Annotated in this window: 24 protein-coding genes and 1 pseudogene; 8 read left to right on the top strand and 17 right to left on the bottom strand. The window is 37.7% G+C overall.

The genetic code is table 11. The features are described from left to right. Positions 1 to 78: 78 nt before the first annotated feature. Positions 79 to 309, top strand: a pseudogene (locus I6F53_RS06295) (IS4 family transposase); the annotation flags it as partial. 50 nt (positions 310 to 359) lie between these two features. Here I6F53_RS06295 and glnB read toward each other — a convergent pair. Next, entirely contained in the window at positions 360 to 698 is a 339-nt protein-coding gene (gene glnB / locus I6F53_RS06290) for a nitrogen regulatory protein P-II (RefSeq protein ID WP_197160066.1), read from the bottom strand. A 160-nt stretch (positions 699 to 858) separates the two neighbouring features. Between glnB and I6F53_RS06285 the strand changes: the two genes are divergently transcribed. After that, on the top strand, positions 859 to 1,434 hold the full coding sequence (locus tag I6F53_RS06285; protein WP_197238921.1) for a GspH/FimT family pseudopilin: 576 nt from the start codon (positions 859 to 861) through the stop codon (positions 1,432 to 1,434). Positions 1,435 to 1,513: 79 nt separating this feature from the next. After that, positions 1,514 to 2,044 carry a GspH/FimT family pseudopilin gene (locus I6F53_RS06280; RefSeq protein WP_197238919.1) on the top strand — a complete coding sequence of 177 codons (531 nt, stop codon included), beginning with the start codon at positions 1,514 to 1,516 and terminating at the stop codon, positions 2,042 to 2,044. Positions 2,045 to 2,050: 6 nt separating this feature from the next. Here the strand turns inward: I6F53_RS06280 and I6F53_RS06275 are convergent, their stop codons facing one another. The 13 genes from I6F53_RS06275 to murJ form a co-directional block, all read right to left on the bottom strand. Beyond that, positions 2,051 to 2,476, bottom strand: coding sequence for a type IV pilin protein (locus tag I6F53_RS06275; protein WP_231616554.1), 426 nt, complete (start codon positions 2,474 to 2,476; stop codon positions 2,051 to 2,053). A gap of 10 nt (positions 2,477 to 2,486) precedes the next feature. Beyond that, complete coding sequence (locus I6F53_RS06270) at positions 2,487 to 5,714, bottom strand: PilC/PilY family type IV pilus protein (RefSeq protein WP_197238918.1); 3,228 nt, start codon at positions 5,712 to 5,714, stop codon at positions 2,487 to 2,489. Between the two features lies 1 nt (position 5,715). After that, complete coding sequence (locus tag I6F53_RS06265) at positions 5,716 to 6,246, bottom strand: pilus assembly PilX family protein (RefSeq protein ID WP_039487071.1); 531 nt, start codon at positions 6,244 to 6,246, stop codon at positions 5,716 to 5,718. Continuing rightward, positions 6,234 to 7,244, bottom strand: coding sequence for a PilW family protein (locus tag I6F53_RS06260; RefSeq protein ID WP_166420003.1), 1,011 nt, complete (start codon positions 7,242 to 7,244; stop codon positions 6,234 to 6,236). The genes I6F53_RS06265 and I6F53_RS06260 overlap by 13 nt, the downstream gene beginning before the upstream one ends. A gap of 1 nt (position 7,245) precedes the next feature. Beyond that, positions 7,246 to 7,809, bottom strand: a complete 564-nt coding sequence (gene pilV / locus I6F53_RS06255; RefSeq protein ID WP_197238917.1) for a type IV pilus modification protein PilV — start codon at positions 7,807 to 7,809, stop codon at positions 7,246 to 7,248. A gap of 187 nt (positions 7,810 to 7,996) precedes the next feature. Next, the gene (locus tag I6F53_RS06250) at positions 7,997 to 8,698 is read right to left on the bottom strand and encodes a LytR/AlgR family response regulator transcription factor (protein WP_197238916.1); all 702 of its coding nucleotides are present in this window, start codon (positions 8,696 to 8,698) and stop codon (positions 7,997 to 7,999) included. Further along, a complete protein-coding gene (locus tag I6F53_RS06245) occupies positions 8,695 to 9,729 on the bottom strand; it encodes a sensor histidine kinase (protein ID WP_197238915.1) in 1,035 nt (344 codons plus the stop codon). The genes I6F53_RS06250 and I6F53_RS06245 overlap by 4 nt, the downstream gene beginning before the upstream one ends. A 39-nt stretch (positions 9,730 to 9,768) precedes the next feature. Continuing rightward, complete coding sequence (gene ispH / locus I6F53_RS06240; protein ID WP_197238914.1) at positions 9,769 to 10,698, bottom strand: 4-hydroxy-3-methylbut-2-enyl diphosphate reductase; 930 nt, start codon at positions 10,696 to 10,698, stop codon at positions 9,769 to 9,771. After that, positions 10,698 to 11,138 (bottom strand): FKBP-type peptidyl-prolyl cis-trans isomerase, encoded by a 441-nt coding sequence (gene fkpB, locus I6F53_RS06235; RefSeq protein WP_002958231.1) that lies wholly within the window; start codon positions 11,136 to 11,138, stop codon positions 10,698 to 10,700. Before fkpB ends, ispH begins: the two co-directional genes overlap by 1 nt. Then, positions 11,135 to 11,635 carry a signal peptidase II gene (gene lspA, locus I6F53_RS06230; protein ID WP_149594270.1) on the bottom strand — a complete coding sequence of 167 codons (501 nt, stop codon included), beginning with the start codon at positions 11,633 to 11,635 and terminating at the stop codon, positions 11,135 to 11,137. The genes fkpB and lspA overlap by 4 nt, the downstream gene beginning before the upstream one ends. Before the next feature lie 12 nt (positions 11,636 to 11,647). After that, the gene (gene ileS / locus I6F53_RS06225) at positions 11,648 to 14,476 is read right to left on the bottom strand and encodes an isoleucine--tRNA ligase (protein ID WP_197238912.1); all 2,829 of its coding nucleotides are present in this window, start codon (positions 14,474 to 14,476) and stop codon (positions 11,648 to 11,650) included. Positions 14,477 to 14,481: 5 nt separating this feature from the next. Then, positions 14,482 to 15,432 (bottom strand): bifunctional riboflavin kinase/FAD synthetase, encoded by a 951-nt coding sequence (gene ribF, locus I6F53_RS06220; RefSeq protein WP_197238911.1) that lies wholly within the window; start codon positions 15,430 to 15,432, stop codon positions 14,482 to 14,484. A gap of 84 nt (positions 15,433 to 15,516) precedes the next feature. Next, positions 15,517 to 17,055 carry a murein biosynthesis integral membrane protein MurJ gene (murJ, locus tag I6F53_RS06215; RefSeq protein WP_442960582.1) on the bottom strand — a complete coding sequence of 513 codons (1,539 nt, stop codon included), beginning with the start codon at positions 17,053 to 17,055 and terminating at the stop codon, positions 15,517 to 15,519. Between the two features lie 295 nt (positions 17,056 to 17,350). On the opposite strand from murJ, the gene rpsT reads away from it, so the two are divergent. After that, positions 17,351 to 17,611 (top strand): 30S ribosomal protein S20, encoded by a 261-nt coding sequence (gene rpsT, locus I6F53_RS06210; protein WP_002958225.1) that lies wholly within the window; start codon positions 17,351 to 17,353, stop codon positions 17,609 to 17,611. An 80-nt stretch (positions 17,612 to 17,691) separates the two neighbouring features. On the opposite strand, the gene I6F53_RS06205 is transcribed toward rpsT, so the two are convergent. Continuing rightward, complete coding sequence (locus tag I6F53_RS06205; protein WP_166419995.1) at positions 17,692 to 18,075, bottom strand: response regulator; 384 nt, start codon at positions 18,073 to 18,075, stop codon at positions 17,692 to 17,694. Positions 18,076 to 18,188: 113 nt separating this feature from the next. Between I6F53_RS06205 and I6F53_RS06200 the strand changes: the two genes are divergently transcribed. Together I6F53_RS06200 and I6F53_RS06195 are read left to right on the top strand one after the other, a co-directional pair. Further along, complete coding sequence (locus I6F53_RS06200; RefSeq protein ID WP_197238910.1) at positions 18,189 to 18,632, top strand: hypothetical protein; 444 nt, start codon at positions 18,189 to 18,191, stop codon at positions 18,630 to 18,632. Between the two features lie 106 nt (positions 18,633 to 18,738). Continuing rightward, positions 18,739 to 18,984, top strand: coding sequence for a hypothetical protein (locus tag I6F53_RS06195; RefSeq protein WP_007376914.1), 246 nt, complete (start codon positions 18,739 to 18,741; stop codon positions 18,982 to 18,984). A gap of 203 nt (positions 18,985 to 19,187) precedes the next feature. Here the strand turns inward: I6F53_RS06195 and I6F53_RS06190 are convergent, their stop codons facing one another. Next, positions 19,188 to 19,334 carry a hypothetical protein gene (locus I6F53_RS06190; protein WP_166419993.1) on the bottom strand — a complete coding sequence of 49 codons (147 nt, stop codon included), beginning with the start codon at positions 19,332 to 19,334 and terminating at the stop codon, positions 19,188 to 19,190. A gap of 97 nt (positions 19,335 to 19,431) precedes the next feature. Continuing rightward, entirely contained in the window at positions 19,432 to 20,352 is a 921-nt protein-coding gene (locus tag I6F53_RS06185; RefSeq protein WP_197238909.1) for a 2-hydroxyacid dehydrogenase, read from the bottom strand. Between the two features lie 128 nt (positions 20,353 to 20,480). Between I6F53_RS06185 and I6F53_RS06180 the strand changes: the two genes are divergently transcribed. Together I6F53_RS06180 and I6F53_RS06175 are read left to right on the top strand one after the other, a co-directional pair. Next, positions 20,481 to 22,187 carry a lysophospholipid acyltransferase family protein gene (locus tag I6F53_RS06180; protein WP_197238908.1) on the top strand — a complete coding sequence of 569 codons (1,707 nt, stop codon included), beginning with the start codon at positions 20,481 to 20,483 and terminating at the stop codon, positions 22,185 to 22,187. A 508-nt stretch (positions 22,188 to 22,695) separates the two neighbouring features. Beyond that, a complete protein-coding gene (locus I6F53_RS06175) occupies positions 22,696 to 23,349 on the top strand; it encodes an OmpW/AlkL family protein (RefSeq protein ID WP_166419990.1) in 654 nt (217 codons plus the stop codon). The last annotated feature ends 84 nt before the right edge of the window (positions 23,350 to 23,433 follow it).

Here is a 23,433-nt window from a genome sequence, read left to right as displayed (position 1 = left end):
TTAAACCCTGAACAAGAAATCGTCAAAGCGGAGAGTGCATAACGTAGTGATCGCGACAACTAGTTTGACAAACACCGGTTATCTCCCAAAGCATGGAAGTTATTGTGGTTAAAGAGAATAAAAACACCATTGCCTGAAACTGCTCCAAATATGTCATGGGCGTATCAGGAACTGGCAAAGTTAGGAGGCTGGAAAGATACCAAGCGCACAGGGCGTGCATCTGTGAAAGTGTTATGGCAAGGATGGCTTAAGTTACAAGCCATCCTGGAAGGCTACGATTTAGCAAAATCTCTTGAGCCAGACTTGTGATCAAGAGACAGCTTAGTAAGCGCCTTTTTACTGCATGTTAAGAAGTTACATTAAATAGCTTCTTCATCTTCTTCAGCAGTACGAATACGTATAACGCGCTCAACATCAGTGACAAATATTTTACCATCACCGATTTTTCCTGTTTGCGCAGTTTTTACGATAACTTCAATCGCGCGATCAACATCTTCATCGCCTAGCACAATATCAAGCTTAACCTTCGGTAAAAAATCAACCATGTATTCTGCACCACGGTAAAGCTCTGTATGACCTTTTTGGCGTCCGAAGCCTTTAACTTCGCTTACCGTCATACCAGTAATACCCACATCCGACAACGCTTCACGCACATCGTCTAACTTAAAAGGTTTGATAATTGCTTCTATTTTTTTCATATTGATTACTTTTGAAAGCTCCAGTTGCCTCGATTTTAGACAATCATGATGTTCATAGCAAACAAAGCGATTGAATTACGGTGATAAAACAACCGATCATGGTATAATTTATTATATAAAAATAGCTATACTTAAATGACTAGCAGTAAATGAGATTAATATGAAAAACAAACAAAACGGATTCACTCTTTTAGAACTCATGGTAACCGTGGCTATTGTTGGCATTATCGCCTCAATTGCACTTTGGAATAGCAGTAACATGTTAGAAGAAAATAGAGCTGAGAACTTTTTGTTGGAATTAAAAAGAAACATTAGCTACGCCCGTGCTCAAGCAGCGAGTACAGATGAGGTTGTCATTCTATGCCCTGTTCAATTTAATGATTTTAATAATAATAATAAAGCACTGCAATGCAAAAAAGTATGGGATAAGAATAAAATAATTATTGTATTTATAGACAAATTAACAACAAAGAAAAATATAAAAAATAAAAATGCAACATATAAGTCTTCAGAAGATTCCTTACTTCGTGTTATGGAAAAAATAAGCTTAACAGATAAAGTTAAGTATACTGGCGATGAAAAAATACTACGGTTTGACACCAGTGGTAGAATAACAACAAACCCTGGTGATTTTGTGTTTTGTCCTAATAACGGCAGTGAAAATAATAAAGCGTTAACAGTATCTCAATCTGGTACGTCTTTTTATGCTGGTGATACAGATCAAACTTGCGGTTAAAAAACACACAAATCAATCTTGTCATATTTGTATCATTTACTAGACTGAGTTAATCATTTATTAACTCAGGTCTTCAGGGATGAGATTATCAATATTAAAATCTAAGGGGGTAACACTTCTCGAATTAATGGTATCGATGGCCGTTATCAGTATTATCAGTCAACTTTCAATGTGGTTTTATCCAGATTTTTTAGCTAAAAACCGCTTAGATAACCACGTAAACCTCCTACACCGAAATATAAATTACGGCCGACTTTACGCCATTGAAAATGGCACTTACGTCACGCTTTGTGCACTAAAAAACAGTCAATGTACAAAGAATGAGTGGGATGGCCAAATGTCACTGTTTATCGACAAAGATAAATCAACGACTCTAGATGATGACGAGTTACTCTTAAGTACTTTCGAGAATGTTCATGATGCCGATACTTTAGAATACCCTCGTAACGCTATTACTTTTCGCCCGGATGGGTCTTTAAATGGCTTTCAAAATGGGACTTTTATATATTGCCCCAATAGTGATAAAGCCAATCTCGAAGGATTGGCTTTATCTATAAGTCAAACGGGTAGAATTCGTATTAAATCAACTGATAAATGCCAAAAAAAGTAATTTAAATTATCTTCCCCAGCAGTAATCAATATCTGCTCCCTTGTTTGTTTTTGCCCCTAGCGCGCCTTTAGTACCTATATCAGTTATAGATAATGCAGTGCAATCACCATCTCCTTTTACCGGTCCTGCCACGGGTTTTGCAGTGATTGTAAAAGCATTCTTATTCGTCACTTTAATCGTTAATTCAAAATGTTTATTCTCGGTTTTACTTTGTAGACCTAAATCAGTAAATTTCTCTGTATATTCCCTATTATCAACAAAATACTGCTCTTCCTTGTTTGCTGCATCTAATAATGCTGCAACTGCCTCTGCACGTGAGGCACGCTTTACATATTCTGTATAATTAGGCAGCGCAATTGCTGCAAGTATGCCGACGATAGCAACAGCTATCATCAGCTCAATTAAGGTAAACCCACGTTGTTTTTTTATCATTCAAACCTCCTTAATCGTCTTCATTCTGTATGTTTTCATCATTTTCTTCACGCTTATATATATAAGTTTGCTGAGTTTTAAAACCAAACCCTAATGCTTTGTCATTAACAAGTTGTATCTTATCATCTACAACTTTTAATCCTGGGCCTGTAATTTCAAGTGGTTGCAGCGGGTTTTCAGCATTTTCACCTTTAATGCCTGGGCCAATTAAATAAAACTGACTTTTTACTTCCTCATCAGGATCATCATCGCACTTCCCGTTATCGTCGCTATCTGCACATGAAGAACCAAAATAAAGTTGAGGCGTATCTGGTACCTCTGTACTTGTAGCAAATTTCAGATCGTCATAAACTTTAGTACCGTAGTGCAAGTGAAATGCGTAAAGAGAGCCTCCTCCTCCACTTAATGAACATTGATTTTTAATTGATGAATCCAATGTAGGAGTAAAAGATGTATAGTAAGCAACCCCACCAACAACGGTTGCTGCAGCTAACGACTTTTCGCCAGTAGCGAGTTTATAACGCCACCCAACAAACTTATTAGCAAGTTCATCTTCTAATTTTACAAACTCAGTTACACTATCTAATGCACTACCAAATTTATCATCATTCATCCCCATTAACATACTGGGCGTTATAGCTTGAGGCGCAGATTCGAATAATTTAGTAACCGTATTTTCATCTCTAATCATAAATAATTCGTCAGCTGTGCCTCCTCCATTTGGATTTGAACGATTTCCACTACCAATCACAATAGCATCATAAGGTGTATCTAATCGAGTGACTACACCATCTTTAATGGTTACTTTACTAAACATAGTTCTCGCCACTACAGGCTTATAAAAAAAGCGTCTATCTGCATCACTACCAAGATCTGCTAACTGAAAATGACTAAATTCACCTTCATCAGATATATCTATACGCCAAATACCTCCACCAGTATCTGCTGCATATATCCGGTCTGTATAGCCATCATAATTAGAATCCAATAACGTTACATCAGCAGCAATACTATATTTCCCTTTAAATTCGGTATCCTTAGATGCATCTTCCTTAGGTGCTAAAATCCAAACTTTTTTACCTGTTTTTGCATCAACGATATAAATACCGCGGCCAACTTTGTCTTTAGTTTTTATATTAGCTTTATCGGCATCATTCGAATCTTTATTGTCATCATAGCCAGCCCCAAATATTAAAAGGGGAGTATTTCCTTTTGATTTTATATAAGCAACTTGAGGTTTAGACCACGTTTGGCCAAGGTTTTTAAATTCCCCTTCACCGCCTTTAATAGTCCACATTAAACTTGGAGAGTCTGGCTTTGTAATATCTAAACCATAATAATTACGACCGCCTCTGCGCATACCTACAGCAGCCCAGACTTGGTCGCCTTTATTTGCGTTAATAGTTCCATCATTTAAACCTTTATCATTTAGGCTCTTATTGTTGAAATAAACGCTAATAGGCCCATCTATACCGTATTTTTTACTACTCTCTTTTTCTCGAAGCGGCTTAATAATTTTGTATAGTTCCGATGGGATAAATGCCCAACTTTCACTAACTTTATTGTTCGTATCATCATCTTTAAACATATGCAAAAAACCAGCATTAGTACCAATTAGAATACGAATGTCACCGTTACCATAATCTATTGCAACTGGCTTTGAGTGCAGTGGATCACCAAATATATCACCGCGCACTGCTGAAGATGAAAATTCATTATCAACATCAACTCCACGCGCCCAATCTATAGTATTTTTTAAGTCAGATTCATTTACATCAAAAACAACAGCAGCTTTTTTATTAGTGTCATAGGCATTTTTAATCTTATCAAGATTAAAATCTATTAATGCATTAGTATTTGCATTTGTAAGTATATTACGAGTTTTGTCACTGCTTATTAATGCAGCATTGACTCCACCCTCTTTTACAGAACTACCATCGGAAGTTCCATCAGGACTCCAAAATGTATGCGCACTCGTTTTTATAAGGCCATCACTATCAAACGCTTCAATATCATTAGAATCAATAACTTTGTTACCTGATAATTTCAGTTTTTTTAGATTACCACGCCATCTAGTATGCTTTTCAGGGTAAAACATACCTAAGTATATGGCATCTCGACTACGCGTTTGATCTACATTATTACTTGCAACAGAAGGGGCTGTAAAAGTACTATTCTCCTGCCTAATCTCCGCTACGGCATTATTTAAAGCTTCAGAAAGCTTTTCTGGTGTAGTTGCAGGTAAATTTTTACCGCCACCTAATGTTGAGGCTTGTTTTAATAAGTTTTGACCATCTGCAGTCATGCCAGAACCAAAGCCAATAGTATATAGACGCCCTGTTTCATTTATATCAGGAGTAGATGGGTACAAATCGACAACAGTGTCGTCTGTTCCATGAATAATTTTAGCTAATAGATGCAAACGGTTGCTATATACATAATCATCGGTAGTTAAATAACGACCAAAATACTTATTATGCTCAACGCTAATGTCATAATCTCTCCCATTATCACTTCCCGAAGATGGGTCTCCATCTGTCATATAGATAATATTTACTGAATTATCACACCGCTTTGCTTCAGCCACACTATCAGCAAAAGGTGATATATAAGAATAGCTAGAAACAACATCTTCTAAAACAGATGTGCATTCCTCTTTAGTCCCCCAAACCCATTTTCTGTACCATCGACTCCAATATTCATAAGGAACATCTTTGCATTTTCTAACAATTTCTTGCGTAACTATTGGAGTTTCTATCGTTATATCTCTTTTGTTTCTGCTCACATCAAAGGCATAATCCAAATCTTTTCCTGTAATATATAAATAAGCCTCCCACAGTGTTTCAGCTAATGGAGTCCCCCCACTTGCAGGCAGATTATTAATAGATGCTTTTATGGAATCGGGCGAACTACCAATCCCATTTAAAACATAACCACCATCGGTCCCATTAAAGCGCATTAATCCGAAATCAATTGAATCCTTATTATCATCGACTACTTTACCCATAGCCTCTTGAGCAGCTTCAAGCCGACTAACACATGATCCGGAACAGCTGCTCTTTCCTGTACTTGAAGAGTAAGCCATACTCCCTGAGGTATCAAAAATTAATAGTACTCGCGGTTTTTCATCTGAATTAGCATCTTTATTTACGTAAAGCTCAATATCCTCAGCGTATGCATGCATAGTAATTGCTGATGTAAATAATAAAACGAGTGCTATATAAAGCTTAAATTTCATCTTAAATCCCCTTACCCGTACTGGCCATCTCTTGAGCTATACCTGTCACAATAGTTAACTGGTGCTTGCTTTTAGAGCCATATTCTATCGTAGTAGATACTTGAACCATGTTGCATGAAACACCCGCTGTAAAACTATAACTACGAGGGCAATTAAGCTCTAGCGAACCGCGGTTTAAATTCGTCATTATGCTTTTCATTTCGTGTCCAGGCTCTGTAATGTCTTTCTCTGGTATCATTATTTTATTACCATCACTATCAAGCTTACCCGAATCTGTAGCGATCTCATCTGGAGTAAGAAAAAAGTCACTATCAGCACCTTCTTTAGCTTCTGACGCAATCACTCTTTGCACTTCGCCAATCAATTGATTTTCTGCAACTTCTCGCTCTTGTGCTGCATTAGTAATTTTAATATCAATTGTACTACTACTCATAAGAGTAACTGCAATGCCGGTAACAGCTATCACCATAATTAATGCGGTTAAAAGCACCACACCTTGTTGCTTACTTGGTAACAACTTTAAATTTTCCATAGATTACCTCCAACATTACTTAAACGAATAGTTGTTGTAAAAACAGTTCTTCTATAATTATCATTAAAATTTAACTCTCGCTTTTCAGCTCCCTCACCTAAAATATATTTTTGGTTTTTAAGTTTAATCCCTGGATCTGGTTGAAGTGCACGGATTAATAGAAAAACTTGCACCGTTAACATACCTTTGCGATTTTCCCATTCAGCAGCAGTGATTGTGCTGGCGCTTTTATAAGTATCAACTCGACTGTCGCTATTCGTGTCTAATCCAAACAAAAAACGCATATTTTCGACACCTTCCATTATCGTTTCAGAGGTCATTTTTCCATTTACTAATCGTTTTCGTCTTAATGCGGGGACTTTTATATCTTTATTATTTACTAAATATTTTTCTTCTTTAATATAGTAAACATGATGACTATATGGCCAAATAGTTGCATTGATATTTGTTGGGGTATGTTTACCGGTTACAAAACTAGCTTGTTCTTGTTCTGCGATAAAATAATTTATTTTATCGCTAGTAGTATTGGTACCTGCAACAGCATCATATTGAGGATCACCTTGTAAAAACTTCAGCTGAAGAATATCAGTCTCTTTATTATTCGCAGGAATAATGCCATCGTTTATGCAATTTAGGTTGTCTTTACTGGTAGTCGTTTTTGCATAAATAGTACGAAAATTACTGCTACTGGTTAAATCTGGAAAGCTGCCGTTATTAGTCCCCTCTGAGCAATCTCCTGTAATCGTCGTTGCAGAAACGGTTGTATTTACTGCAGTGAACGAGTCATCGTAATAAGTTCCCCAAAAGCCAACTTGCTCTATATCGCGTTGCATAATATTTATAGCTAAACGTCCTGACTCTTGGAGTTCACCGATAGTCATCGTGTCTTTTGTGGTTACTTTCATACTAATAAAAGTAAACATAACGCCGCCAAGAATTAAACCACCAATAAATAATGAAATCATAACTTCTACAAGAGTAAACCCTTTTTGCTTCATGTTAGCTCCTCACATATATATAACTGGTTAAAACCACTAAACGGCGTTTATTGTTAGGTTCATCACCACAGGTAACTTTTCCTGTATCTGTATTTGCTTTAAATTCTTGTCGCCCTTGCCATGATATAATTACTTCAATGTTGAATCCTTTCCCTCCAGTGTCAGCCACTGAGGTTGGATTTATACATATTGTCGCATCATCTAAAGCCCCCGTATTTTCACTAGCTCGAATGGCACGTTTCCATTGTGTTATATCTAATTTTGCTATATCAGAAGGGCTACATATTGCACCAAAGCAACTTGAGTAAGTATTACTATTCGCTGAGCTTTTTATAACGCCTTTGTAATCTTTTATTATATCAATGGTATCGTTAGCGCGAATGCGCTGCAAAATATCATTACCAAGCGCAACGGCTGCTGCACGCTGCATAGAGTCAAAGCTCGCCTGCTTTGCTTTTGCTTGCAAGGCAACTGCACCTAACAAGCCAAAACTAAGAATAATAAATGCAATTAACACTTCAATCAGAGTGAAGCCTCTTTGCATTTTTGTTTGAGATGATTGCATAGTAAAACCAAATAAAAATTATCTGATTATAAGTTTATGCTATTTATTTGAGGAATCAATGAGGACTAAGATAAGCGGTTATATTTGTTGATAAACGGTTAATTAAATTTGTTCATTCAATAAAGCTGTTGATAATTAAGCCTTAAATATACTTAAGTCAGAGTCAACTTAATCACAGTGTAAGCGCCTAAAGCGTATTTTTAACTAATTTAAGCTCGCGGCGACTCACAGGTAATAACTCGCTACACCCTTGCAGCTCAATAATATGGTGCCCATTACCTTTTGAATGCAAGGCTATTACTTTTTGTTTATTCACTAACGTATTGCGGTGAATTCGTAAAACATATGCGGGATATTGCAGTTCTAATTGCTTTAAGCTTTGCTCAAGTAAAGCCTCTCCACCCGAGAATATCATTTTGGTGTATTTTTCTTCTGCACTAAAGTACAAAACATCATTTATATCAACACTACGAAGAGTGCCCGCTAATTGATAAGACACTTTTACATTTTGTTGTTTTTGAATATGTACTTTATTTAAACGTCCGACTTGCTTAAGTACCTTTTGCAATGATTGCTCTGTAATAGGTTTAACTAAATAGCCTGCAGCGCTTAACTGTAAAGCATCGAAGGCATGTTCTGGGTGCGCTGTTATAAACACAATTGCAGGCGGTAAAGTTAAACTATTGAGTTCATTAGCAACTTGTAAACCATTTATACCGGGCATATCAACATCTAAAAAAATCAAATCGGGCGTTTGCTTTTTAGCAAGTGCTAAGGCTTCATTACCATTACTTGCCTCACCTTGCACAACTATACTTTTATCATGTGCTAACAAACGGATTAAGCGAGATCTCGCAAGAGATTCATCATCAACAATGAGCACATTCATACACTGCCCTCAATTAGTTTAGGAATAACAACCTTGACTCTAAACACATCATTTTTAGTAGTAATTGTTAGTTGCGCTTTATTTTTATAGTAAATATTTAATCGCTGACGAATATTTTCAAGCGCCATTCCGTTATTAGGCCTAGTTTGAGTATTAGTAATTGTTATAGGGTTAGAAACAATCATAGTTATATAGCCGGTAGTGATATGTAGCTCTACTTTTATCTCCGCACCATGCTCACTTGTTTCAACGCCATGGCATACCGCATTTTCAATTAATGGCTGCAGGGTTAAGCAAGGAATACTTAGTGCTGGCAGCTCATTGGGGATTTGCCAATCAACTCTTAAGCGATTACCAAAACGCCACGTTTCAAGTGCGATATATTGCTTACTCAGCGTTATTTCATCCTCAAGTAATACGTTTTTTCCTGAGTGCATTGCAGCCTGCGATAAGGCGGCTAATGCTAAAATGGCTTGCTCTGCCGCATCAGCATCATGATGGGTAAGCTCTGCAGCAGTGTTTAAACTATTATATAAAAAATGAGGGCGTATTCTGGCTTGTAAGGCATCAAGTTCTGCACGAGAAAGTGCCTTAGTTTGTTGCTCTTTTTCAAAATGAATTAATAAAAACTGGACAAATAAAGCTGCCAGTAAAGCCACTATAATACAATTACGAAGTGTAAAATAAATTAGGTTATTAGTATCGTCTATATCAAAGGCAAAATGAGAAAATAGAATACTAAAAATGCATGTAGATAATAAAAAAGAGGCAAAAAATAGACTTAACTGAAAAGCTTGAGTACGGTTCTGTAAAAAAAAACGACAAAAATATAAAGAAGAAGTGCCGACTAAAACAATTAAATGTAAAAATAAACTAATGATCCCAAGTCGTAGCCAAATATCTCCTTCTACATTGGGTGCAAAAGCTAAAACAATAGCAATAACTTGAGAAACAATAAGCGTGGCTAATACGCCTCGTTCATTAAAAAGAGCCGAAAAAAGCAAACCATCATTTTTAAGTGACTTGCTCATAACGACTCTCCTTTAATCTAAATGTTTAATATATTTAAATTAACGTAGCTCTACAGGAACAGCAAATACTATATTTTCTGCTTCGCCTGGGTTCTCAACAACCTGTGTACCACCTAGCTCTTTTAATCGGCCTATTACTTGTTGTACAAGTACTTCTGGCGCAGATGCTCCCGCAGTTACACCCACTGATTTAGAGCCTGAAACCCACTGTTCTTGCACATCAGTTGCGTCATCAATTAAATAAGCTACAGTGCCCATTTTATCTGCAAGTTCACGTAAGCGATTAGAGTTAGAGCTGTTTTTAGCGCCTACAACTAATAGCACGTCCACTTTATCAGCTAGGTCACGAACAGCGTCCTGACGATTTTGCGTTGCATAACAAATATCATCTTTGCGAGGTCCGTCAATTGATGGAAACTTGTTGCGCAGTTCATCTATAACATCTGCAGTGTCGTCAACAGAGAGTGTTGTTTGGCTACAGTAAAAAAGATTTTCAGCATTTTTTACATTAAGCGCAACAACATCATCAACGGTTTCAACAAGGTAAATGCCACCGGCTGAGTTATCATATTGTCCCATTGTTCCCTCTACTTCAGGGTGACCATGATGACCAATTAAAATACACTCAATACCTTTACGACTCGCACGTGTAACTTCCATATGTACTTTGGTTACAAGCGGGCACGTTGCATCAAATACTTTTAAATCACGACGTTTAGCTTCACTGCGAACAGCTTGCGAAACACCATGTGCGCTAAAAATAACAATGCTGTCGTCAGGTACTTGATCGAGTTCTTCAACAAAAACCGCACCACGACTTTTTAATCCATCAACCACATAGCGGTTATGTACTACTTCGTGGCGAACATAAATTGGCTTTTCAAAAATATCTAAAGCGCGCTCAACAATACTAATAGCACGGTCAACACCAGCGCAAAAGCCTCGAGGGTTAGCTAGTAATATTTCCATTAACCTTCCACCTCAATAATATCCACTTCAAACGTTAGGCGCTGACCAGATAAAGGATGGTTAAAATCAATCGTTACCGACTCACCTTGCACTTCGCGAACTAAACCAGGAAGCTCAGTGCCGTCAGGTTGAGTAAACGCAATAATTGCACCTACTTTAGCTGGTGTTTCTGGGCCAAATTTACTACGGTCAACGTAGTAAATATTATCTGGATTTGGCTGACCAAACGCATCTTCAGGTTCTAATTCAAACGTTTTACTTTCGCCTGCAGTTAAACCTAATAAACACTTTTCGAAGTTTGCCGTTAAGCTACCATCGCCCATTGTTAATTTAGCAGGCTTATTATGCACCTTGGTAGAATCAGCGGCAGAGCCATCTTCTAATTTAATAGAAAAATGGAAGATAACTTGCGAGTTTTCACCAATTACAGCTTGGCTCATGCTTTATGCTCCTTCGGACTCTCGCCGGTAAAGGCGTCAAATAACAATAATGCTGCGCCAATACAAATAGCGCAATCGGCAATATTGAATACAGGAAAATGTGAGTCTTTATAAAATACGTGAATAAAGTCGATTACATAACCATACGCAATACGATCGTATAAATTACCAATAGCGCCTGCAAGTACCAGTGCATAAGCACCGCACAATACTTTATTTGTTGCAGGTAAGCGCTTTAGCCACCACACAAGTAAAGCACTAATAGCAATGGCTATAAAGCTTAAAAACCAGCGCTGCCAACCCCCCGCTTCGCTTAAAAAGCTATAAGCGGCGCCATAGTTATGCACATAAGTAATACTAAAAACAGGGAGTAAATTTATCGACTCTTGATAAGCCATAGTCCCTACAACAAGTGTTTTACTGGCAAAGTCTATTACTAAAAGTAATAGACTCAACCAAAGCCACACTAAACCACTTTTTTGGGCTAGTTTGCTCACTAAGAATAACTCCTAAGCAAATTGACGCTTTTCGCCTTCGCCGTCAACATTGCTAACACAACGACCACAAATTTCAGGATGAGCAGGGTTAACACCTACATCTTCACTGTAATGCCAACAACGCTCACATTTAGCAGCATCTGTTGCAGCAACACTAATGAACAAACCTTCAATTTCGGTAGCTTGTGTATCAGCAGGCTGACTATCAACTTCAGTAACATTTACAGCTGATGTTAATAATACAAAACGTAGCTCATCACCAAGCGCATTTAATTTAGCGGCAAGCTCTTTACCCGTAAATAAATTAACCGTAGCTTGAAGCGTTGCACCAATAACTTCTTCTTTACGTGCGGCTTCTAATAAACGGTTTACTTCGTCGCGCACTGTTAGAATTTCTAACCAGTCATCGTTGCTAAATTGGCTATTAGTTGGCGCTTGTAAGCCATCGTACCAAACTGATGTAAATACGTAGTCACTACGCTCGCCCGGTAACGCTTCCCAAATTTCTTGTGCGGTAAAGCTCATAATTGGAGCCATCCAGCGCGTCATTGCTTCAGCAATATGATAAAGCGCTGTTTGACAAGAACGACGTGCATGACTGTCGCTCTTAGCTGTGTACTGACGATCTTTAATTACATCTAAGTAGAATGAACCAAGCTCACCCGTACAGAAGTTCATTAGCTTTTGCGTTACTAATAGCATTTGGTAGCTATCGTAAGCGGCTAAAATCTCGTCTTGCAACTGAGCAGCACGACCCACAATCCACTTATCAAGCTCAACCATATCATCAACAGCAACTTGATCTGTTTTTGGATCAAAACCATTTAGGTTAGCTAGTAAGTAACGGCTAGTGTTACGAATTCGGCGGTAACGATCAGCAGAGCGTTTAAATATTTCATCCGATACAGTCATTTCTGCGGTGTAATCGGTAGAAGCAACCCATAAACGAAGAATGTCGGCGCCTAGTTTATTCATCACATTTTGTGGAGAAATAACATTGCCTAACGACTTAGACATTTTGCGACCGTTTTCATCAACAGTAAAACCATGCGTCAATACTTGACGGTATGGTGCATGACCATTAATAGCCACTGACGTCATCATTGATGACATAAACCAACCACGGTGTTGATCAGAACCTTCAAGGTATAAATCAGCTGGACCTACTAAGTCTTCACGTGCGTCTACAACACATGCGTGCGAAACACCTGAGTCAAACCATACATCAAGCGTATCTTGCACTTTCATGTATTGCTTGGCATCTTCTTCACCAAGTAATGTAGCAGGGTCTAAATCGTACCATGCCTGAATACCTGATTTTTCAACAAGCTGTGCAGCTTGCTCGATGAGTTCTTGGGTATTTGGGTGAAGTGCACCGGTATCTTTATCTGCAAACAATGCAATTGGCACACCCCAAGTACGTTGGCGGGATATACACCAATCTGGGCGGCTTTCAACCATGTTAGAAATACGGCTTTCGCCCCACTCTGGCAACCACTGCGTATTTTTAATCTCTTTTAAAGAGTCTTGACGCAAGTTAGCCTGATCCATACTTACAAACCATTGTGGTGTAGCACGGAAAATAATTGGAGTCTTATGGCGCCAACAATGTGGGTAACTATGAGTTATAGCATGATGATGCATTAATGCACCGTGCTCTTTTAATACTTCAATTACGCTCGCATTTGCTTTAAATACATGCTGACCTGCAAAAAGTTCAGTATCTGGTAAATAAACGCCATTAGCGCCAACAGGGTTAGCTACTTCAAGGTTATAGTTTAAACCAGCCACGAAATCTTCTTGACCATGCCCTGGCGCTGTATGTACAACACCGGTACCTGAGTCAGTTGTTACATGCTCTGCAACAATGACAGGTACGCTAAAGTCGTAAAAAGGATGGGCTACTTGTAAATTTTCAAGTGCAGCGCCTTTTACATAACCTAATACATGGAAATGATTAAAGCCAAAACGGTCCATTGCATCTTTAACAAGTTCAGAGCCTAAAATTAAACGTTGCTCTGCGCCTTCATCTTCAACTTGTACTAGTGCATATTCTAAATCAGCGTGTACTGCAACAGCACGGTTTGCTGGAAGCGTCCATGGTGTCGTTGTCCAAATAACAGTACCAACACTGCCTTTACCTTTATGGCCATCAGCCAAATCAAATGCACTCACAACAGCATCTTGATCATCAAAAATAAAACGTACGTCAATGGCTGGAGATTGCTTATCTTGGTATTCAACTTCAGCTTCTGCTAGTGCAGAGCCACAATCTGTACACCAATGCACAGGCTTAGCGCCTTTATGCAAGTGACCTTTTTCAATAATACGACCAAGTACACGAATTGCATTCGCTTCAAAGTCAAAGTTCATTGTTAAGTAAGGCTTATCCCAATCTGCAAATACACCTAAACGTTTAAAATCAACTTTTTGACCTTCAACTTGTTTTTTAGCGTATGCACGGCACTTTTCACGAAACTCGCTCGCAGTTACTTTTACACCCGGCTTGCCTACTTTCTTTTCAACCATTAACTCAATTGGTAAACCATGACAATCCCAACCTGGAACTAATGGTGAATCAAAGTCAGATAATGTTTTAGACTTAACAATAATGTCTTTTAATATTTTATTAACTGAGTGGCCTAAATGGATATCGCCATTTGCATACGGAGGGCCGTCATGCAAAATAAAGGTCTTTTTACCTTTCTTAGCGCTGCGAATTTGACCGTACAGGTCGTCCTCATACCATGCTTTAAGCATTTTTGGTTCACGTTGTGCCAAATTGCCACGCATTGGAAACGGTGTTTCCGGTAAGTTCAAAGTATGTTTATAGTCGCTCATTTATCCTACATTCCGTCTCTATCGGCTACCTGATTTAAACCAAAACACTGCTTAGCGGCAGCAACATCGGTTGCTATTTGCGCCGTTAATTGTGTTAATGTCTCGAATTTTTTCTCATTGCGAAGTTTTTTTATTAACTCCACATGCATAAATTGTCCGTAAATATCCTGTGCAAAATCAAAAAGATGAACTTCTAACAATGCACGAGTTCCATTAAATGTCGGCTTATTACCTACATTTGCAACTCCAAAAATCTGTTTTCCTGCAATCGTTGCTTGCACTGCAAACACTCCGTTAACAGGACACACTTGGCGTTTTAGGGCAATATTTGCCGTTCTAAAACCGAGTTCACGCCCTCTTTTCCAGCCATGTATAACACGCCCAGAAATAGCATAATCGTGACCAAGCATTATTTTAGCACTTGCTAAGTCACCAGATGCCAAAGCATCTCGTATTAAAGTGCTGCTTACTCTAGCATTTAATTGACGAAAACTCGCGGTGCTTTTTACGTCCATGCCCACTTGCTTGCCCATGCTAGCAAGTAAGTCAAAGTTACCTTGGCGCTGCTTTCCAAACTTAAAATCATCGCCAACGGTGAGTGCTTTAACACCTAACTTTTTAATCAAAATCTCATTAACGAATTGCTCAGCATGCATGTTTGCAAATTGCTGATTAAAGCTAATGCAAATAACTCGCTCAATACCTACATCACTTAATAAACGTAACTTATCTCGTAAGCGCGTTAATCGTGCAGGGGCATTATCCTTAGCAAAAAACTCTTGTGGCTGGGGTTCAAACAGCATTACAGTGCTAGGCAAACTATGTGCTTTAGCATCAATAAGTAAACCTTTTAATACTTCTGCGTGGCCTAAATGAACACCGTCAAAATTACCAATAGTTAACACACAACCAAAATGGTGTGGGCGAATATTGTGTATACCTCTAATTAACTCCATGCCACCTAATGCCTTGTTTAGCGAGCTATTAATTACGACTAAAATTTTATTAAAGCCGCAGAGTTGCCGATTATAATCTTTTTTTTAGTTTGATTCAGTAATTGCTACACTTTTTATCGTATTTAGTCTAACACCCATCAAAAATAGCATTGCAAAGTAACTAATACCTGCCAAAGCGACTAATGCTATTAGTAATATTACTTGCTGTGTAAAGGCCCATGTAGCCCAATAGTAGTAACTACTCACAAACCATGTAACAGCTCCCATCACAACACTTGCAACAACACATTTAAGTGTAAAGCGCATGCTCATTGATGAAAACTGGTATACATTTTCTTTTTTAAGCTGCCTGTATAATAAAAACGCATTACAACTAGCCGATAGTGAAGTAGCGAGTGCTAAGCCTAAATAACCTATAAAAGGCGCAAGCATAATGTTAAACACCATATTTAACACTAAGGTAATAATACCAATACGCACAGGCGTTTTTGTATCTTGGCGAGCATAAAAGCCAGGAGCAAGTACTTTAATCAGCATAAAGCTCACAAGGCCTACCGAATATGCAACTACACCTAAACTGACTGCTTTAACATGATCAACACTGTCTTCTTTAAACGCACCGTGGTCAAACAACACGGTAATAATAAGCGGACTGATGATCATTAAACCAATCATCGCCGGCAGACCTAAAAATATTACAAAACGCACCCCCCAATCGAGAGTATGCTGAAAATCGCTACTTTTTTTACTGCTATGTAACCTAGAGAGCGCCGGTAAAATAACTGTCGCAATACCAATACCAAATAAACCCAGCGGAAATTCTATTAAACGGTCTGAATAATAAAGCCATGCGATTGAGCCCGTCATCAATAATGATGCAATCATGGTATCAAGCAACAAATTAATTTGGCTAATAGATACGCCAAACAAAGCAGGAAGCATAAGTTTACGTACTTTTTTTACGTTTTCGTCTTGCCATGCCCAGCGTGGACGCGCCAACATTTTTGCACGGTATAAAAATGGAAGTTGAAACAATAACTGCACAACGCCACCAATAAATACGCCAATTGCGAGTGAATAAGCCCCAACACTAAATTTATCATGTAAAAAAATTGCACACGTAATAATAGAGACATTGAGTAAAACAGGTGTAAATGCAGCAACAGCAAAACGGTTATACACGTTCATTACCGCACCACTAAGTGCCACTAGGCTTACGAAAAACAAATAAGGGAATGTAAATTTAAGCAGTGAACTTGCCAATTCAAATTTTTCGGCATTAGGCCCGCCCTGCCACCAATCTATAAACCAACCTGTACCAAACAACGCTGCAATAACGGGGGAAGCAACAACACCTATTATAGTGACTATCAATAAAATAGTGCCTAATGTACCCGCAGCCTGTGCAACAAAAAGCCTGACTTTGTCGTCACCTTGCTGCTCTTTAATTTCACTCAGTACAGGGACAAATGCTTGCGCGAAGGCACCTTCTGCAAATAAACGACGTAAAAAATTAGGAATACGGTTAGCAAACAAAAAAACATCAGCCGCAGCACTTGCACCTAATAAATTAGCAACAACAGCATCTCGAACGAGCCCTAAAATACGCGATATCATAGTCATACAACTAACAATCATACCGGAGCGAAATAAACCTTTTGACACCTTAAACCTACTCAAAAATCCTCAAGATAAGCGATTATGCCACAGTCTTTTTTATAAATCGCTTTAAAGCACTAGGCTGAGGGTCTGTGCTTTGTTACAATGTCGGTATTAACTGCTAAAGCGGCAAATTGATGCTCGTTATATGGTGCAGTTTTTCTTGGATTGTTAAATTTAAATTGACATCCATGATAGAAACAGGCATATTCCACGGCCTTTAATTTAAGCTTTATTTTAAGATTGTTAGGAGCAAACCTTGGCTAACATCAAGTCTGCAAAAAAACGCGCTATCACAAGCGAAAAAAACCGTCAGCACAACGCAAGCCGTCGTTCAATGATGCGCACTTACTTCAAAAAAGTAATTGTTGCTATTGAAGCGGGCGATAAAGAAGCTGCACAGCAAGCTTTTTCTGTTGCTACACCTATCCTAGACCGTTACGCAACTAAGGGTCTAATTCACAAAAACAAAGCAGCTCGTCATAAGAGCCGTATAGCAGCTAAGATTAAAGCTCTATAATTTGTTTTTGATAGAATATAAAAAACCGGCTTTTGCCGGTTTTTTTTTACTCTAAATTTAATTATATATTTTAAACTCTATTAGACATTTTCTAGATTTGGATAAAATTTCTTAAGCATTGCCGCTATCTTTTTAGGTGTAAATGGCTTTACTACAAACCCCTTAGCGCCTTTATCAATTGCATCCTTAACATTTTCAATACCTGAGTGTGCAGATACCATCACCACGTTTGTTTCTGGACTTAATTCATTGATTTGTGCAATCAAATCTTTACCATCGCCGTCTGGCAATTCAATGTCTAAAAAAATAATATTATAATTTGCAGCTTGGCACTCACTAATACATTGCGAGGCAGTAGATGCTTCCTTTACGTTCTCTATCCCTAAGTGCATGAGCGTTTGACTCAAAAAGCTACGCACTGTGCTAACGTCATCTACAATTAAAATTGATAGCTGCGTATTCATCTTTATTCCTCGTAGGCTGTAAGCTAACTTTAAGTTATCATATTAATTAGCTTAGTATATAAATTTACTCATTTAATTATAGAGACCTACGGAAAAAAGGCCAGATTTGCTTTATGTCTAAAACACCAAATAAACAGTCGTTGCTAGGTAAAACACCCGCAAGAAAAAAAACAGCGCAAAAAAGAAAACCACAGCGCCCTACTCAGCGTCCTGTAGCTACAGAGCTAAATACCAAAACAAAGAATGATACAAACCAAAAATCAAAGTCAAAAAAGGGATTATTTATATCACTCGCTGTCGTTGCTGTAATAATTTTAGCCTTTCCAAAACCAACCTTGCTCACCTATAAAAAATTAGGGATGGTAAGTGAAAGTGTTTACTGGCCTGGACTCTTTGGTAAAGGGGCTACTTTAATTGATTCAAATTTACATCCAACCTATGACTCTAGCCGTAATTCCCTTTATTTATGCAGTGATTTACAAAAACCAGAGAGCTGTCAAAAGTATCAAGTAATTGCTGATAATGGTTTACTTTCAGCAATAGGTAGCTACTTTTAGCATTAAAAAAACTAATCTGAAAATTTAAAATTACTTGGTTGAAAGGTGTGCAAAAGATCAACATAATGGCGCTCCTTTTTTCAACAACTGAACTATTGAAACGACCATGCTAAACGAGCTAGATTGGCTTTTAAACACGATACTACTTGCACTAGGTTTAGGTGCATTCTTTATTAACCAGATAACACTGCTGCGCGTTGCCGCTATTAGTGCATGTGGTTTACTATTCCTATCATTTAGCTTAGATCTTATGTCGTCGAGTGTTATTTCAAATATGAGTTTGGTATTGATCAATACTTTTTACTTGTTTAAAGTTTATACATTTGGGCAATTTAACGTAACCCAAAGTTAACAACTTTTCCCTAGAATTTTTAATAGCCCAGCAATGCTGGGCTTTTTTGTTAATAATTTAAAAATTCTGGAAAGCACTTTGAGCTAGATAACAAGTAGAATTTAAAATAGCACTAAAGCACCACAGCTGGGTTGATGCTATTTATTGACTGTTAAAAATAATAAGAAGAAACAAAAACATCGAGAAATACATAATGAGCGAAGTTAATCCGTTATTGTTAACTCACTTTGGGTTTGTATTTTAGAAGGACTATCTTCAGCGTTAGCCTGATTAAACCAAGCAGAAACACCTAGTACAATAATTGAAATAATAACTAGACTTAATTTAGCGCCACTTTGACTCGATTTCATAACACACTCTTTATATTTTTTATTAGTGAGAATACCATTCACACTAATAAAAATTACAAATGTTAACAAGCTGTTTTTTAAACCAATTAGCTATCAGCTAATAACCTTTAGTTCTATCTACTCGATTATTAAGTACTAAGCCCTTATTTAAGCGTTCAATATTATCGGCTATTTGATCTATAACGCTATTTAAATCAGAAAGTGCCGCGCAATGTGGTGTAAGCGTTATTTTTGGGTTCGTCCAGTAAGAGTGGGTCTGTGGCAATGGTTCCTCATCAAATACATCGAGTGTTGCAGCGCGTAAGCTCTCGTTATTTAATGCATTTAGTAAATCTTGCTCAACAACATGAGCACCGCGTGCCACATTAATAACAACAGCATGTTTAGGTAACTTTGCGAGCATTGAATGATTAATAATGCCTATAGTCGCTTTTGTAAGCGGTAATAGACATACAAGGTAGTCAACCTCAGGAAGCATGCAATTAAGTCCTTCATCACCATAAAAAATATCGACATTAGTGGTATTTTTATTACTTTGCGCCCAGGCACTTACCTTAAAGCCATTATTTATAAGCTTTTGTGCGCATGCCTTACCTAGTTCTCCAAACCCAAGTATTCCAACATGTTTATTACTGTATGCTCGTTTTGGCTTCCATGTTTGCTGCGTTTGTTTAATGTAATACTCTTTTAAACGTAACTTTTGAGCTAACACATGTGTAAGTACATATTCCGCCATATCTTCAGCTAGTTGGTCGTCAACAATACGTACTACTTCAACACTTTCGTCGAGTAATGTTAAATCGATACTATCTACACCAGCACCAAATGACGACACAGCTTTTAAGGTAGGTAGCTGCGGCCACATAGACTCTGGCGCTTTCCATGCAAGTACAAAATCCACATTATTTGCGTTTTTACAATCAGGCCACTGCTCTATCAGTGTATTTGGTAATCGCTCTTGTAACTTCGTTATTAGTTTTGTGTTGTCACGCCCCGTTATAGCCACCAATACCGACATAAATTCTCCTAGCAATAAACAGCTTATAAGTTAGTACTTTAAAAAGTCACACTACTGCAAAGTAACTGTCACACCCTTTTTTTAATCTACATGTATGGCGAATAGGCCAAACGGAATATGAGGTTAATATGATAAGTGTTGATAAAGTAATTGCTGCAAACTTACCACAACTAGATAACTCTCCAAAAGTAAAAGGTTTAGTAAAAAAAGGCCTAGGCTACTTATTGCACGAACGAGAATTTGTTGCCTTTGGTGATGCCTACCCCCATCTACAAGGATTAGAATTTGTTGAACAAGTACTTGATGAACTCAATTTTGATACACGCTATAAACCTAAACAAATAGAACATATTCCTAACGAAGGTAAACTTGTTATCGTTGCTAATCACCCTATTGGATCATTAGATGCTTTAGCACTCATTAAAGTAATTTCAACGGTAAGGCAAGATTTAAAAGTAGTGGCAAACCGCATGTTAATGTCGGTTACCGCAATGCACTCACTTTTACTCCCTGTAGATAACTTATCAGGCATGAGTAAAAAACAAGAGCTTAGTAATATACAAAACCATTTAAAAAATGATGGGGTATTACTTATATTTCCAGCAGGAGAAGTGTCACGATTAGGGCCAATGGGCATTAAAGACTGCAAATGGAATAGTGGCTTTTTACGTATGGCAAAAAAAGCCAATTGCTCTATTTTACCTATTTATATTAAAGCCAAAAACAGTCCGCTTTTTTATGGCACATCAATGATTTATAAGCCGCTAGCAAGTTTACTATTAGTGGCTGAAATGTTTAAGCAGCGCCAAAAATCTTTAGAGTTTGAAATTGGTGCTTCTATCCCTCCTGAGTCTTACTTAATAGAAAACCTTAAAGATAAAGAAGTTGTAAACCTTATACGCAAACAGCTTTATAGGCTTACAACAAAAAAAGCACTGCCGCTAAAAACACAAACACCTATCGCTGTTCCCGAGTGCAGAAAAGAGCTAAAAAGAGCAATTGAGCAATGCCAACTACTTGGTAAAACGCAAGACGGTATGCATATTCATCTATATCAATATACAGGAAGCTCCCCTATTTTTAGAGAGCTTGGCCGCCTTAGAGAAATTGCATTTAGAGCGGTAGGCGAAGGTAGCGGTAAACGCCGTGACATAGATAAGTACGATATGGATTATCAGCATCTTGTATTGTGGGATCCTATGCAACTAGAACTAGTTGGTGCTTACCGATTAGCCTGTGCACAAGACATTATAAAAAAACATGGCCGCGAAGGCTTATATACCGACAGCTTATTTACTTACACCAATGCTATGACGCCCTATCTAAAACAAGGAATTGAGCTTGGTAGAAGCTTTGTACAGCCTAAATACTGGGGGCGTAAGAGCCTAGACTATTTATGGTATGGTATTGGGGCTTTTATAAAAAGCTATCCACAGTACAGATACTTGTTTGGCGCTGTAAGTGTATCAAATGCTTTGCCCGAGCAAGCAAAAGCCATGCTCGTTTATTACTATCAGCATTACTATAAAAGTGGTATTGAATTAGCAACACCTAATAATGAGTTTAAGTTAACTGAGCAACAGCTAACCCAGTGCCATACTCTTTTTAACGGAGATGACGTTAAAGAGGATTTTGTAGAGTTAAAACATGTGTTAGCGAATATGAGTGCTCAAGTGCCTACTTTATTTAAGCAATACACTGAACTTTGTAAACCAGGTGGAGTGCAATTTTTAAGTTTTAGTATTGATCCCGATTTTAATAACTGTATTGATGGATTGGTATTAGTCGATCTTGAAAATATAAAAGAAAACAAAGCTAAACGTTATTTAGAATAACTATTAATAAGTAATGGCCAATTCACCGAGTACTTTCATAACTGATAAAGTACTCGGTTTATATTTAGGGTCTGTTGATATTTGCGGATTAAAATTCGTTCAAATTAGGGGCTATTTAATTCCTAAAATTGATTAGATATTATTGCAGATTGGTATAAACACCTGCTTAATAGCATTTTTAATCTTCTAAAGCTTTTTAAGTATCCATCGCTTTTAGTACTTTTAGTGCTTTTAAAATTCTGATAAAAAATACTTTGTTGTTTATTCAAGAGCCTTTGTTAAAACGCGAGTTTATGATTAAGCAATGCCTGCCTTAATTTATTCGTGAGACTGTTAATCAAATAAATATGTCAATCTTTACAAAAGCAGAACGACACTAAAATTAATCTAAATCAATAAAACACTTCACAAGGTTCAAACATTTTTGAAACTTTGATCTAGAACAGGTTTTCATTTTTATTGCTCGGTAATAATAGCGCCAATCAAACAGTAGTTCTTGGAGAACAACATGAAAACTCAAATTAGCATCGCATTATTAACCTCTTTATTAGCACTCTCTCCAGCTGCACACGCTAACTTTAGCGTAAATGTTGGCGCCATTAACGTAAACCCTGATAACAGTAGCTCAGCTATTAATGAAGCACCTACGCTGGGCCTTAAAGGTGATTCTGATACTCAACTGGGTATCACCGTAGATTATGCATTTAACGATCAATGGGTGCTAGAGTTGATAGCAGCAACACCGTTTTCACACGATGTGAATGGCACAGGCGGTTTAGCCGGCAACAAAATTGCTGATATAAAACAACTTCCTCCTTCATTAGTTGCGCAATACCACTTTTTAGATACAAGTTATGCGCTAAGACCTTTTATAGGCGTAGGCATAAACTACACCGCATTTTTTGATGAGCAACCTTCTCAAGCACTTAAAGCGACGCTAGGTACAGACGATGTAGAAGTAAAATTAGATGATTCGTTTGGCTTTATGGCTCAGGTAGGTGCTAACTATAAGATTGATAAAAATTGGGGCCTACACGCCATGGTATCAATTATGGATATTGATACCGATGCCACTGTTTATGCTAATGGTGCAAAAGCACTTACATCAACTGTTGAGCTTGACCCCGTTGTTGCTATGTTCGGTGTTAGATACAGCTTTTAAAGCATGTAACAAAGCCATGCGTAGTTAACCAATTTATAATGTGTGTTGAAAGGCCGAAAGGCCTTTTTTTCCATTTGTAAAAAC

Origin of the sequence: Pseudoalteromonas sp. SWN29 (genome assembly GCF_015864465.1) — a bacterium.
Lineage (GTDB): Bacteria > Pseudomonadota > Gammaproteobacteria > Enterobacterales > Alteromonadaceae > Pseudoalteromonas.
Note: the sequence above shows the minus strand (reverse complement) of the source record. Positions and strands in the feature narration are given on the sequence as shown.

Coding starts and splice junctions, on each gene's coding strand:
- glnB (WP_197160066.1), bottom strand. CDS start 698: ATGAAAAAAATAGAAGCAATTATCAAACCTTTTAAGTTAGACGATGTG.
- I6F53_RS06285 (WP_197238921.1), top strand. CDS start 859: ATGAAAAACAAACAAAACGGATTCACTCTTTTAGAACTCATGGTAACC.
- I6F53_RS06280 (WP_197238919.1), top strand. CDS start 1,514: ATGAGATTATCAATATTAAAATCTAAGGGGGTAACACTTCTCGAATTA.
- I6F53_RS06275 (WP_231616554.1), bottom strand. CDS start 2,476: ATGATAAAAAAACAACGTGGGTTTACCTTAATTGAGCTGATGATAGCT.
- I6F53_RS06270 (WP_197238918.1), bottom strand. CDS start 5,714: ATGAAATTTAAGCTTTATATAGCACTCGTTTTATTATTTACATCAGCA.
- I6F53_RS06265 (WP_039487071.1), bottom strand. CDS start 6,246: ATGGAAAATTTAAAGTTGTTACCAAGTAAGCAACAAGGTGTGGTGCTT.
- I6F53_RS06260 (WP_166420003.1), bottom strand. CDS start 7,244: ATGAAGCAAAAAGGGTTTACTCTTGTAGAAGTTATGATTTCATTATTT.
- pilV (WP_197238917.1), bottom strand. CDS start 7,809: ATGCAATCATCTCAAACAAAAATGCAAAGAGGCTTCACTCTGATTGAA.
- I6F53_RS06250 (WP_197238916.1), bottom strand. CDS start 8,698: ATGAATGTGCTCATTGTTGATGATGAATCTCTTGCGAGATCTCGCTTA.
- I6F53_RS06245 (WP_197238915.1), bottom strand. CDS start 9,729: ATGAGCAAGTCACTTAAAAATGATGGTTTGCTTTTTTCGGCTCTTTTT.
- ispH (WP_197238914.1), bottom strand. CDS start 10,698: ATGGAAATATTACTAGCTAACCCTCGAGGCTTTTGCGCTGGTGTTGAC.
- fkpB (WP_002958231.1), bottom strand. CDS start 11,138: ATGAGCCAAGCTGTAATTGGTGAAAACTCGCAAGTTATCTTCCATTTT.
- ileS (WP_197238912.1), bottom strand. CDS start 14,476: ATGAGCGACTATAAACATACTTTGAACTTACCGGAAACACCGTTTCCA.
- ribF (WP_197238911.1), bottom strand. CDS start 15,432: ATGGAGTTAATTAGAGGTATACACAATATTCGCCCACACCATTTTGGT.
- murJ (WP_442960582.1), bottom strand. CDS start 17,055: ATGACTATGATATCGCGTATTTTAGGGCTCGTTCGAGATGCTGTTGTT.
- I6F53_RS06205 (WP_166419995.1), bottom strand. CDS start 18,075: ATGAATACGCAGCTATCAATTTTAATTGTAGATGACGTTAGCACAGTG.
- I6F53_RS06200 (WP_197238910.1), top strand. CDS start 18,189: ATGTCTAAAACACCAAATAAACAGTCGTTGCTAGGTAAAACACCCGCA.
- I6F53_RS06195 (WP_007376914.1), top strand. CDS start 18,739: ATGCTAAACGAGCTAGATTGGCTTTTAAACACGATACTACTTGCACTA.
- I6F53_RS06190 (WP_166419993.1), bottom strand. CDS start 19,334: ATGAAATCGAGTCAAAGTGGCGCTAAATTAAGTCTAGTTATTATTTCA.
- I6F53_RS06185 (WP_197238909.1), bottom strand. CDS start 20,352: ATGTCGGTATTGGTGGCTATAACGGGGCGTGACAACACAAAACTAATA.
- I6F53_RS06180 (WP_197238908.1), top strand. CDS start 20,481: ATGATAAGTGTTGATAAAGTAATTGCTGCAAACTTACCACAACTAGAT.
- I6F53_RS06175 (WP_166419990.1), top strand. CDS start 22,696: ATGAAAACTCAAATTAGCATCGCATTATTAACCTCTTTATTAGCACTC.